General features: G+C 51.1%; 10 protein-coding genes and 2 tRNA genes. 1 reads left to right on the top strand and 11 read right to left on the bottom strand.

All coding sequences use genetic code 11. The features are described 5' to 3' along the window. Positions 1-27: 27 nt before the first annotated feature. The 7 genes from tssE to ACYZZ0_RS19455 all read right to left on the bottom strand — a co-directional run bounded on the left by tssE (position 28) and on the right by ACYZZ0_RS19455 (position 7,891). The gene (gene tssE / locus ACYZZ0_RS19485; protein ID WP_461538332.1) at positions 28-453 is read right to left on the bottom strand and encodes a type VI secretion system baseplate subunit TssE; all 426 of its coding nucleotides are present in this window, start codon (positions 451-453) and stop codon (positions 28-30) included. A gap of 19 nt (positions 454-472) precedes the next feature. Then, a complete protein-coding gene (locus ACYZZ0_RS19480) occupies positions 473-1,858 on the bottom strand; it encodes a type VI secretion system contractile sheath domain-containing protein (protein WP_461538331.1) in 1,386 nt (461 codons plus the stop codon). Positions 1,859-1,967: 109 nt separating this feature from the next. After that, positions 1,968-3,446 carry a type VI secretion system contractile sheath large subunit gene (gene tssC, locus ACYZZ0_RS19475; protein WP_461538330.1) on the bottom strand — a complete coding sequence of 493 codons (1,479 nt, stop codon included), beginning with the start codon at positions 3,444-3,446 and terminating at the stop codon, positions 1,968-1,970. Between the two features lie 4 nt (positions 3,447-3,450). After that, the gene (gene tssB, locus ACYZZ0_RS19470) at positions 3,451-3,966 is read right to left on the bottom strand and encodes a type VI secretion system contractile sheath small subunit (RefSeq protein WP_461538329.1); all 516 of its coding nucleotides are present in this window, start codon (positions 3,964-3,966) and stop codon (positions 3,451-3,453) included. 77 nt (positions 3,967-4,043) lie between these two features. Further along, positions 4,044-4,583, bottom strand: coding sequence for an Hcp family type VI secretion system effector (locus ACYZZ0_RS19465; RefSeq protein ID WP_461538328.1), 540 nt, complete (start codon positions 4,581-4,583; stop codon positions 4,044-4,046). A 270-nt stretch (positions 4,584-4,853) separates the two neighbouring features. Then, a complete protein-coding gene (locus tag ACYZZ0_RS19460) occupies positions 4,854-6,371 on the bottom strand; it encodes a type VI secretion system protein TssA (protein WP_461538327.1) in 1,518 nt (505 codons plus the stop codon). Next, positions 6,368-7,891, bottom strand: coding sequence for a tetratricopeptide repeat protein (locus tag ACYZZ0_RS19455; RefSeq protein ID WP_461538326.1), 1,524 nt, complete (start codon positions 7,889-7,891; stop codon positions 6,368-6,370). Before ACYZZ0_RS19455 ends, ACYZZ0_RS19460 begins: the two co-directional genes overlap by 4 nt. Before the next feature lie 245 nt (positions 7,892-8,136). Here ACYZZ0_RS19455 and ACYZZ0_RS19450 point away from each other — a divergent pair, with 245 nt between their 5' ends. Beyond that, the gene (locus ACYZZ0_RS19450) at positions 8,137-9,045 is read left to right on the top strand and encodes a LysR family transcriptional regulator (RefSeq protein ID WP_461538325.1); all 909 of its coding nucleotides are present in this window, start codon (positions 8,137-8,139) and stop codon (positions 9,043-9,045) included. 15 nt (positions 9,046-9,060) lie between these two features. Here ACYZZ0_RS19450 and ACYZZ0_RS19445 read toward each other — a convergent pair whose 3' ends face one another. The 4 genes from ACYZZ0_RS19445 to ACYZZ0_RS19430 form a co-directional block, all read right to left on the bottom strand. After that, positions 9,061-11,346: a sensor domain-containing diguanylate cyclase gene (locus ACYZZ0_RS19445; RefSeq protein ID WP_461538324.1), complete on the bottom strand. Its 2,286-nt coding sequence runs from the start codon at positions 11,344-11,346 to the stop codon at positions 9,061-9,063. A 258-nt stretch (positions 11,347-11,604) separates the two neighbouring features. Further along, on the bottom strand, positions 11,605-12,051 hold the full coding sequence (locus ACYZZ0_RS19440; protein WP_461538323.1) for a hypothetical protein: 447 nt from the start codon (positions 12,049-12,051) through the stop codon (positions 11,605-11,607). A gap of 133 nt (positions 12,052-12,184) precedes the next feature. Beyond that, a tRNA-Arg gene (locus tag ACYZZ0_RS19435) sits at positions 12,185-12,261 on the bottom strand. 63 nt (positions 12,262-12,324) lie between these two features. Continuing rightward, positions 12,325-12,417, bottom strand: a tRNA-Ser gene (locus tag ACYZZ0_RS19430). Positions 12,418-12,543: the final 126 nt, after the last annotated feature.

Below are 12,543 nucleotides of genomic sequence, written 5' to 3'. Positions count from 1 at the left end.
ACCCTGTTCCTTCACAACCAGACTCCCTCAGTTATATCCATCAATCATCAGTGTGCTGTTGGTCAGGTTGATGGTGGTGTCAAAACTTTCTATTTCTCCGCCCTGGCCGCGGATACCGGCTTCAATATGAAACCGCAGGGCATTATGACTGGCATCCACTTTAGCCAGTTCAACCACAACCCCTTCCAGCCGGGGTTCAAACTGACTGATCAGGTGTTCCAGTTCACGGCAAATATCACTGCTTCGGGCAGAATGGCGACACTGATGCAGGTTGCCCATACCGTAGCCGTATAACGAGGTATCCAGTTCCGACTTTCTGGCTGTACCGGCAGTTTCAGCCAGATCCAGCATCGGCCTGCGGGCCTCAAGTACCATTTCCAGATTGCGGCAGATTGACTGGCGCAAATCAGACGACACCCCACCATTTGTTACAAACCGGTCCAGCAAGCTCATATCCGGTGCCACCTTCGGGTTATCCGACCCGCCCCTTGTTTACGTTGCCTTCCATCTCGGTGCGCAGCAGAATACTGGCACCGAGAAAATCAAACTGGTATTGCGGCTGCAGTGAAACCTGGCAGTGGTAACGGCCTGTTTTCTCGTCACCTTCAACCCGGACCCGGGCACGCTTGAGTGGATAACGGGCCAGAATATGCTCTTCAGCCTGTTCAATATTGGAGGTGTAGGCCTGCAACCATTCGTTCAGTTCCCGCTCGCATTCACCCATGGATTTGTAACTGCCGATCTTGTCGCGGATCTGCACCTTGAGGTAATGGCCGATGCGACAAGCGAGTAACGTCGTTTGCAGCATGCTGATGACAACGTCATCGCTGGCATGACCGTTAAAGGCCTGAGGCTGAAACACCGAACGGTTACTAAAAATACCGACCTTGCCATCGAGGTAGCCGGTACCCAGCGGAATAAAACCATTGTCGCTATAAAAATTTTCCAGCTCGGGCGTCAGGCGCAATGCAGTAACCGGTGACGGGTACAGGTCAACCAGCGCACCGCCATTATTGACAGTGGTACCGCTGCGCAAAAAGCCAAACCAGCTGATACGACAGAATTCCCGCAGCACATTACGGGCCATGGCAAAGGCACTGTTACCCCATAACGTATTACTGTCAGGAAACAGGGCATCCTGTTCGGAGAAAATAAATTGATCGTGATAGTCGTGCCAGGGGTCACGCACCCGCAACGCAGGAAAGGTCAGACCGACAAAACGGGTATCATCCTGCTGTCGCAGCTGGCGCCAGCCGGTAAAGTCATCACTGGCCAGAATACGCCGAACCCGGGCAGGATCAGTCCAGACATCAGGATCATTAGTACCGATAAAGTCATTGGCAATCGACATCAGTACCGGACACAGTGCTTCGCGCCCCAATTGGCCGAGTAACTGCAGAGTGAAAAGATCATCATGACCACTGACAGGATCCAGTTCAGAAGTAATCGCATGATCAACGACCAATAGCCCAAAAGGCTGACCACCCGGAGTACTGAACTCCTGCAGACATACACGACGATATAAGGAAGCATCACGCAGACTGAAACTCAGGTTCAGATCATCAGACACCTGCTGCCAGGTCATATCGAGCAGGCGAATACGGATCTGACCACGGGGATAACCCTCTCCAGCCAGCGCCTGCACATTACGCCACAGCGCTTCCAGCTGCTTAAAACAGTCAGCCTGGATAACCTGTTCCAGCTGACGTCCCATGACGTCATCAATTGAAGCAATGACCCCCTGAACCACCGCCTCAATCCAGTCATCATCCCGATGTTCCGGGCAGGAGCTGTCGCTCTCGGATTCATTATGATCCGAGACAAGAGCCAGAGCTTGTTGCAACAGGTCTGTCAGCATCGACTACTCACTGCCAATGAAAGGGGAGCCGGGGATAGATGGGGGTAACAGCAGATAAAGGGGGAAACTGCCGTTTTCTATCCCCGACATTAACCGGGAATTAGGGTTGTCAGCCTGGGATATTGGCCACCATCCGTAGGGAGGTGGTCAGTTCTTCCAGCTGCAGCCAGGGGCGCAGGTAAGCAATGGCGGAATAGCAGCCCGGACGACCGGTTTGCTCTTCAACCTTGATAACAGCCTCACGCAGAGGCTTCTCTGCCTTGGCATCGTTACCAACGGCATTGGGGTTTACATACTGATTGATCCAGGAACCCATTTCGTTCTGAACATCGATCGGATCCATGGAAGAACCGATTTTGTCGCGACCCATGACCTTGAGGTAGTGAGCGATACGGGAGCTGGCCATGATGTAAGGCAAACGGGCAGAGATAGCCGCGTTGGCAGTTGCATCAGGGTCAACGAATTCTTTTGGTCGCTGGGTGGTCTGGGCACCCATGAATACGCCGTAGTCACTGCTCTTGTAGTGAACCAGCGGCAACAGGCCCAGATCAGACAGTTCTTTTTCCCGCTCATCGGTGAAATTAACCTGAGTCGGGCACTGCTGCACCTGATCACCTGCTTCAGATTTATAGACATAGTTGGGCAGACTTTCGACCTTGCCACCGTTTTCAGCACCACGGATCGCAGTACACCAGCCGTACTTGGTAAAGGAGTTGTTGATCAGCAGACCCAGATCATAAGCAGCATTACTCCAGGTAAAGTCCTGCTGACCTTCTGGACGACGCTGGCCGTCTTCACTGGCACGGAACTCTTCAAAATTGAAGTCTCTCACCCGGGTTCCGCCCTGACCGTATGGCATACGGGCCAGTGTACGCGGCAGAGTCAGAGTGACGTAACGGGAATCATCACTGTCACGGAACGAGTTCCAGCTGGCATACGCAGGAGTATCAAAGCCTGCCGCAACCGGCTTGCCTTCATTGAAAGTTTCAAAGCTGTTGAAATCAAACAGTTCCGGGCTGGCTGCCGCAATAAACGGTGCATGAGCAGCCGCTGCAACTTCACCGACATAGCGCAGCAAGGCTACATCTTCATCCCGGTGAGTAAATTCAAAATCGCCTACCAACAGGCCGAACGGTTCACCACCGGCGGTGCCGTATTCGTGCTGATAAACCAGATCAAAGAAACGACTACGGTCAACGGCCGGCGCATCTTCAAATTGTTCCAGCAGTTCATCACGGGTAAAGTCAATCAGACGAATCTTCTGGCGACGACCCAGCTCGCTGTTTCTGACCAGTTTCTGCAGCCCGCGCCAGGAACCTTCCAGCTTCTGGAAGGCATCATTGTGCATGGCTTCTGCCAGCTGCTCGGAAATCTTTTCATCAAGAGCCAGTACGGCATCTTCAATCGTTTTGGTCAGATTCTTGTCCCAGGTTACAGTGCCATCCATAACCTGTCCCATCAGCACCGACAACAGTTCTTTGGTGGTGTCTTCCGGGGTCTGGGTAGTAGCGGCTATTGCCTGATCCAGAAAGCTGAGACTTTCGGTAGCTTCACTTTGTGCGGCTGCAGCCTGTTCAACAGTACTCATCTGATTATTCTCCCTTTTCACCGTTTGCAGAAAGTCCCAGCTCCTTGATCAGGGAAGCACCGGCTTCCTGATTCTGCAGAACCTGTTTCAGCAGTTTTTCCAGTTCACGGGAGCGATCAGCTTTAGACAGCAGCTCTTTCAGCTGATTACGGATATCCATTAATTGACGCAGGGGTTCAATCTGGCGAGCCACATTAACCGGCTCAAAATCCTTCATGGATTTAAAAGACAGATCAACTTCAAATTCTTCATCACTGTCTGTCAGCTTGTTTTCAACTTTATATTTAAGCTGCGGATCAACCTTGTTCATTACCGTATCAAAGTTGTCTTTATCCAGATCGATAAAGCTACGGTAATCAACTTCTTCCTTTTCATGCTCAGGCTTGTGCCCGGCAAAATCACCGACAACACCGACAACAAAGGGCAGCTCTTTCTTTTCTACTGCACCGTTGGTTTCCACATCATAAGTCAGGCTGACGCGGTTTTTACTGACACGTTTGTGCTGGGAATTCAAAGCCATTTCACTACCCCTTTACAGTGCTGTTGGCTGGTTGAGAAATACCCTCCGATAAATTCCTTTACCGGAGGGCTCGAGATTTAACCGCTGACAGAGTGAGATTCAGCAACACCGCTCGGCAGATCGTAAGTTACGTCGCCGCCCGCAGTCAGATCACCACCTTCAGCTTCGTGCCAGTGCTTGATCTTCACCTTGCTGTAAGCCAGGGCGATGTTTTCGAACGGAGTCGCACCGTCGGAAGCACTCATGGAGTAGTTCACGATACGGGCATGTTCCAGTGTAATCTGCAGGTAAACTTCTGCACCCTGACCGGTACGAGCCGGCTTGGTGACGATGATTTCAACAGTGTCACCTGCTTCGCCCGGTACATACATACGGGACAGGATGTTTTCGGAAGCACCGTCCAGTTCCTTGGCGACAGAGATTTCGCTCATTGCCACCATACCGGCGTCACGGTTCATGCCGTTACCGATATCCATGCTGACAGAACGGGCAGCACCCCAGTTGAAAGAACGGATGGCAAACCAGCCAGTTTCGGACACACTGGCATCACCGGTGTACTTGGCAGTTGCATCACCTTTACCGTCGTGCTCACCGATTTTCATGTACATGTTAGCCATGACTACAACCCTTCTGTTTCACTCGCTGTAAAAACCGGGACAAAACGACCCTGTGACATCAATCTACGACTGATGACGTTTCCATTGGGCTAATCCCGGAAATGTTTTTTATAAAGCTTTCGCTTTGTGTACTTCTCTTTACGCCACCCGATTCAGGTTGGATTCAGAGATTTCAAATTAAAATGTAAAGTTATTTAACAAACGGTTTGCTTATGCATTCATCATTTAAAAACAAACCGTTATTCTTTCAATTAAACGTCTTGCGACGTATCAACCAATTCCCAGACTGGCCAGATCAAGCCCGCCTGGTCCCGATGGACGTTTCACCTCTGGCTTCTTCTTTTCCTCTTTTGGAGAAAGATTCAGAAAACTGGGTATGCCTGATTTAGCCGGCTTGGGCTCCGGCTTCGGTTCACTGCTTTCCTGTTTTACTTCTGCTGCAGGGTTTGCCTGCGGCCTTTCAGCTTTAACCTGTGTTTCTGCTACAAGTTGAGCTTCCTGAGTAAACTGTTCCGGAGCTAAAGAATTCTGTTGTGCCGGCTGCTGCGATGGAGCCTGCGGCGTCTCCTGTGGCGGTGCCACCAGGCCTTGTGCCGGAGTACCGGGAATATGCACTTTTTCAGCATTCATTCCTGTCAGCTCACCGATACGCCCCATCAGGCCATCATGCCCCTGCACCAGTTCATTAATCAGATCCGGCAGTGGTGTATAGCCCCAGCGAATGACTTTCTCGATCATGCTGGATACCGGACTCTGGGGCTCGGTACGGGCAAAATAATTGGCGATCAGTCGCAGCTGCTGGAAAGCCTGATCGCGGTTGTAAATCGGCTCGGCAACGGGCTGCTGATGTGCTGCAGCCGGTTGCGTTACAGCGGTGTTAGTTGCAGCAGGCTCCGCAGCTTGAGGATCCTGAGCACTCTCATTGCTTTCGGCTTCAGGCTCGACAGCAGGCTGAGCCTCAACAACATCTAGCGGCCAGGGAACAAGCGCTCCTTCAGTCAGCGACTTGAGCGCATTCAGGTTGGCGCTCAGCTGGGCTCGCAGAAAACGACTGCTGACTTTTGGAACACCACAGCTTCCGGCATATTCAGCCAGCTTCTGTTCAACCTGCTCCAGCGCCTGCAGGGCGTTATTAATGCCATGAACCTGGGCAATCACTTCCTGCTGGGATTCTGCCAGCTCCTGCCGGGCCTGTTTCTGTAACTCCACACGGCTGCTTTGGTCTTCAGCACTGCGCCAGGTCACATAGTCGATATTGCCAATCAGTGGCAGCATGCGTAACGGCAGTCCGAGCAGACAGCTTTCTTCGGATTCACCCAGCATCTGGGATACCGGGCGCAACTGTAGTCCGGCGCGTTCAGCACGTCGGCCAGCGTCATCAGTTGCTCTCAGTTTGTTGTCCGGTACCCGGGGGTTAATTTGTTCGCCAAACTGTTCAACAGCACCGGCCAGCAACTGCAGGCTGGCGGTCAGGTTTTCGTACGGATCGCGGCTGAACAGTTGGGCCAGAGCCAGCCAGCTGATGCATTCCAGATCTTTCGAACGTTCGCGAATAACTTCGGTCAGCTGGCGCGACAGTTCCTGCCAGTTGTCCTGATTCGACTGTTGCAGTTCATCCAGTTCTTCCGCTGCCGGATTATTGGTCAGCCGACGAAACGAGGTCTGGGCAATGTTGTAACTGTTTCTCAAGGGCCGATAGCTGGCGCGGTCTTCCTTGAGATAAACACCGGCCGGATTGTCGCCGGCAACAGGTGCCAGCAGTTGTTCCAGTTGATTTGCCAGACTCATGACTGTACACCTCCCTGTACTTCTTCAACTTGCTCAATACGGTCAAACAGGTTTTGTGACAGTGCCTGTGCCTGATTCAATTCCGGGCGAGTCAACTGTAAAGCTACTGCGTCACGCAGTTCTGCAGCAGGGCGATAACCCTGAGCGACGGCAATGTTCAGCCAGGCATATCCAAGCTGTTCGTTTGCTTGTCCGCCCTGTCCACGCAGGGTCAGCAAGCCAAGAGCATAACTGCTCCAGCCATCACCTTTGGCTGCTACAGCCTGCAGATCTTGACGAATCACCTCGACCGGCTCATCAGCGAAATTGAAATCCTGCTGTTCATCCAGTTTCAGGTACAGCAATGAACGCTGTGCTTCCGACTGATTCTGGGCCGCAGCACGCTCCAGCCACAAACTGGCATCTGTAACACTGGCCGGGGAAGAGTGACCATACAGGCTATCCAGACCCAGGTTATAGGCTGCTGCACTGGAACCCAGAGCCGCAGCTTGCAGGAAGGTATCTCTGGCCCGGCGCGGATTCAGCTCGGCATTGCGACCATACAGCAGATTCAGCGCCAGCTCGTTGGCCGCTGATGCACTGCCACTATTGGTCGCAGTAACCAGTAATTCATTAGATTTCTTGTTAGCCAGGACAGATACACGTCCACCCAGCCCTTCACTCAACATCAGAGCCTGCAGATACAGTAGATCCGGCTCAGGTGTACCCTGTTGCAACAGGTTCAAAGCTTTTTTGTCGTTGACCGGGCCACCGATGCCGTAAAAATTCATTGCTCCCAGCCAGCCTTTCGCCTGCTGCTGCAGTTCAAAGTCAGTCCGGGAGTTACTTGCCAGCCAGGACAGTTGTTTGCGCATTTTTTCATCATTGCGCGGAATACCATCGTTACCTAGATACAGTCGGGCCAGCAGCGCCTGAGCCGGACCATAACCTTCATCTGCAGAACGATGCAGATTGACCAGCGCTTTTGTTGGCTTCAGGGTCAACTGAATCGTACCGGTCAGGTAGTCACTGACTGCATTACGGGATGTATTCTGCTTCAGAATGGCCAGCGCCTTGCGGCTGCGCTGTTCCTGAGTCAGGTTACGACCTTCGCCATAACCCAGCCAGGTCAGCAGCGCATAATGGGCAGACGCACTGTTGCTGATGTGCTGCCCCTGATTGCCGGTGGACAGAGCCTGCACCCATTCCAGAATCAGCTTCTCGGCTTCTTGCCGTGAGCGACCCCCGGGAATGGTCGGAACCAGCGGTGCCGGCAGAGGTCGCAGTGTCTGGGTCAGACGCTGCCAGGATTGTTCGGTGCGCTCCAGTACCCAGGCATCACGTACCATAATCATTGCAGGTGCCTGCAGCTGATAGCTATTGATGTAACCCAGGTAGGAGGCTTCGGCTTCAGTGCGTGGTGTCGTTGCACTGCAACCACCAAGCATCAGCACCAGTGCCAGAGCAGGCACAACGGCCTTCTTCGTGAAAAAGTCACGGTTCTGGAGTTTTCGGGCTTTACTTGTGTGTGACAGGGTCAACAGTCTCACCTCAATCTCGGTATTTTTCTCGAAAAAAACTTTTCATCAGAATTACTGAAAAGCGCTCTTCGACACCTACGCTACTAAGCAGCACTTGGATTCAATGAGAATCATTGGATTCAATTCAGTAATTGCAGAATACCGGCGAGGCAACTTTTTTTAACGTCAAAAGTCGCAAATCACTTTTGCAAAAACGGGATAATAATTAAAAATTCCGAGTCGGTTTTTCGGGTAACGTTTCGGCCATGGATCTAAATGCAGTCAATATTTTTATCAGCGTAGCCGAAACCGGCAGCCTGTCCGCGGCATCCCGCAAGCTGGACCTGCCAGTTTCCACAATCAGTCGTCGTATTCAGGCACTGGAAAAACAGCTTGATGCCCGCCTGATGGAACGCAGCACCCGCCGTATGCAACTGACACTGGCAGGAGAAGACTTGTATGACAGCTGTGCCAGCGCTATCACAGCCCTGAAAGACGCCGAATCGACTCTGACTAACCGTCGTGATCTGCCATCAGGTGTCGTACGCATCACGCTGCCCCGGGGTTATGGCCGTCACCTGTTCTTACCTCTGATCCAGCGGTTCAAACGACATTATCCTGATATCAGTATTCGTGCTGTCAGCCAGAACGAAAGTAATGCCCTGACATCCGGCACAGCCGATATTATGTTCACCACCACACCACTGGATGATCATCGCGCAACGGCCAAGTCGCTGATTTCATTTCATCATCAGCTGGTTACATCACCGGATTATCAGCAGCAGATTATCAGTCTCGATCACCCTGAAGACCTGTTGCAGTATGACTGCGTTCTGTATGACCCAGCGTGCAAGCCTGGCGTCTGGCAGTTCGAACGCAAGGATAAGAGTGCTTCATCCCGGGTACTGCCGCCGGATGAGACTGTTTTTGATTGTTATTCCCTGGTGCAGGATGCACTGGTAGCCGGCATGGGGGTTGGTGAGTTACCGGCATTGATGGCTGGCCCTTTATGTGAACAGGGACTGTTGGTTCCATTGATGCCGGAGTGGACCATGCAAAAAGGAAGTCTCGATGCCATTATTCCTGCGCACCGCCAGCTGACACGGGCGGCACGGGTATTTATGGATTTTATTGAGGAATACCTGAGCTCGGCTATTAACTGGCCGCTGCAATAGCCGTTCCAGCCAGTATTACTCTTCCGGCACGGTCTGATGCAGGGAGCGCATTAGGCGCTGGGGGTTACTACCATTTTCGGGATAACGTGCAAAAGTCATTGCATACTCAGGAAATACACGACTTCCGTCACTCAGAACCACAGCCTTTTCAAGTACCGGGCCAACAAGGCTATCTGCTGTTATCTCCAGAGCCCGCTCACGAATCAGCACAAATTCACTGGCGCCATAGCGGGCGATAGTATCATCCAGCGACAACACATCCTGCAGCATAAACGCCAGTTTTTTAAGAATCTGGTCACCTGCTGTATGACCATACTGGTCATTAATGGCTGTCATGTTCTTTATTCGAATCAGGGTAATTTCGATCGACATGCGACTGGCCCTGGCTCGCAGGCAGGCCATATGCAAACGGTCCTGTAACAACTGACGGTTAGGAAGGCCGGTCAGCGGGTCATGCTGCTGGGCAAACATTTCCGAGTCACGCTGACTGCAGGCCTGGAATGCGGCTGAATAAATACCGATATAGTGTTGAATCTGACCATTTATCTGGATGGCCTGGATCGACACATGCTGCCGAATCACCGCTCCATTCTTACACCGGTTCCAGATATCTCCCCGCCACTTGCCTGACTGGTGAACCTCGTTCCACAACTCCTGATAAAAAGAGCGATCGTAGCGCCCGGAGCTGAGGATAGCAGGCGTATTTCCCAGCAACTCGTCCAATCCAAAACCTGTGGTTTCCTGCAGCGAGCGATTGGCACTGACAATACGATGTTCAGCATCAGTAATAAGAATGCCTTCCGCAATACTGTCGAGCACCATCTCAATCTTTTTCTGTTCGACCTCCTGCTGCCGGGTAAACGTAATATCCATCGCAACAGTGACCACAACCATATCCTTGTGATCAGCACGGTAAAGACGGTACTTCATAACCGAATAAAACTTCGGCCCATCCAGCGTTTCCAGCACCATCTCATAGCTGTAGCTCTCGTCGGACTGAAGTATCTGCTTATCCGGCTTGCTTAACTCTCTGGCTGCACGATACTTCTCGGCCAGAGATATATTGTCAGCACGTACCAGCTTTAAAAAGGCATCATTCGAGAAGAAAAACTGTCCCTTTCCATCCACGATACCGATGGCTACCGGCGCACGTTCCATCATGATTTCAGCATTTTGCTGATAGGCTGTGACCATGTTTTCCAGCACAACCTGATCATTGATATTCTCGCCAATACCCCGATAACCAATCACAGTTCCATCTTTATCTGTCACCGGCCGGGCACTGACCGAAATCCAGTAACCATTTCTTCCGATAGTCAGCCTGATATTTCTGAAAGGTTCTCCCTTTTTGACCTGCTCTACAGCATCATTCAGATCATGCTCTTCCAGCAGTTCGAGCAGATTACGGCCACGAATTTCTTCTGCTTTGATACCTGTCTGGCTGAAAAACTGAGATGACAATTCGATAATATTCAGTCGCTCATCGGCCTCCCAGAACCAGTCAGAGCGACACAAAGCGTAATCCTCAAAACGCTGCCGGGCAGTGCGAAGCTCCTGCTCAAGCTGACGATAAGCGGTAATATCTGACAACATACCAACAGCCCTGACCGCCTGACCTTCAGCTGTGTGCTCACACACCAGCCCCCGGTCTCTTACCTGTTTCCACTCTCCCTGTTTGGTACGGATGCGATACTCAACATCATAACTGTCTCGTTTACTATCCAGATGCCCCTGCAAATTTTCCATCACCCGTGGGGCATCATCCGGGTGCACCAGATCAAACCAGCTGGAAAAACAGGGGGTACGCTCCCCTGGCTCAAAACCGAGGATATGATCCAGTTTGGGGCTGAAATAGACTTCGTTGGTCTGGGCATTCCAGTCCCACAGTCCGTCACTGGCTTCGTTGATGGCAAAAGTCAGGCGACTGTCTGCCGACTTGAGGATACTGGAGTGATCATTTCTTGACTGCACCTGCAGCACATAAAACTGCTGCCCGGTTAACTCCAATGGCACCGAAGTTAACTGAAACACCGAAGACTCACATAGTGGAAACCTACAGCAAAATGACTCTTTATTGTTTGATTTTAGCTGTAAAAAATCACTGTCAATTGCTTTACCGGTGTCCAGAACAAACAACTCTTTCAACCGATTGGTTGTTGAAATATCAAACGTAACTCCCAGCAATTCTGCCAGTGACGCATTGATATTAACGACAGTTTTCGCTCCCCCGTCAACAACAGCCAGTGGTAAAACCAGCTCTCCGTAAAGGGCTTTAAATAAATTTTGAAAACTGTCAAACATGAGAGGTATCGCCCGAAGAGTACAACCAGATCAATCAGAACGGGAGGAGAGTACCTTGCATTATCACTAGATCCTGATCAGCGGGTCAAAACAAAATTGTAAGATCAGGTTTCTTGACATTGTACAACCAAATCCCGTTTTGCAACGGACCGCAGGAAAACAAAGTAGCAATTATTTCCACAGCAGCAGATTCAATTCCGAGTGGTGCACTGCAATATTCAGGCCTTTGATTGAACGTTAGATCAAACCCGGACTGATTTATTCAAAATTTCTTCTATTCAGGCCATAAAACAGACTGTTGCCTGCCAGACTGCCAGTAAAAATATTCAGAATTAAAACAAGAATATTCACATAGTCATCCAGTGTTTCCACCGTCAACTGAAAGGGTAGCCATGAAAGCTCACCACTGACTGCCAGCGCTTCGGCAATTTCCTGACGGGAAAGCACAATATCAAACCCGGCGACAGCTCCGAACTTGATCAGGGTGAAACTGACCAGCACGTAATGCCAGAGTTGTTCAGACTGGGCCAATGCAAACAGCAGCAGAGCAATCGTTATCGCATAACCGATAAAGCCATAGGCTGGAAAGTAGTGGTAGGGTTCCCACACCAGAGAAACGGTTCCCAGTATCACAAACAGAGATACTGCCCCCAGCCAACAGCGCAGGAAACCTGAAACCGTGTTTTGAGTATTTTTATCCGGCATCGTAGTTCACCTTCCGTAAGCAAACGTTTTAATTACAATACGAAGGGAACCGAACAAGAACAAGCGACAAGAAAAGAAGACAGGACAAGCAGAAACAAAAAAAGCCTGCATCAATGATGCAGGCTTTTTGATATGGCGCGCTCGGGAGGATTCGAACCTCCGACCGCCTGGTTCGTAGCCAGGTACTCTATCCAGCTGAGCTACGAGCGCGCAAAACTTTTTACTTACCAGCAATTTGAAAAATCAGCAAACGCTGTTGCCATTAAAGAATAATGGCGGTGAGGGAGGGATTCGAACCCTCGATACGGCTACAAACCGTATACTCCCTTAGCAGGGGAGCGCCTTCAGCCACTCGGCCACCTCACCAGCAGAAGCACTTTATAGCAAGAATAACCTGCAATTAAAAGCGTTCCTTAAAAATGGCGCGCTCGGGAGGATTCGAACCTCCGACCGCCTGGTTCGTAGCCAGGTACTCTATCCAGCTGAGCTACG

The sequence above is a fragment of the Spongorhabdus nitratireducens genome, from assembly GCA_947387575.1.
In the GTDB taxonomy this organism is placed as follows: domain Bacteria; phylum Pseudomonadota; class Gammaproteobacteria; order Pseudomonadales; family Endozoicomonadaceae; genus CANDOC01.
This window is presented reverse-complemented; position numbering and strand designations above follow the sequence as displayed.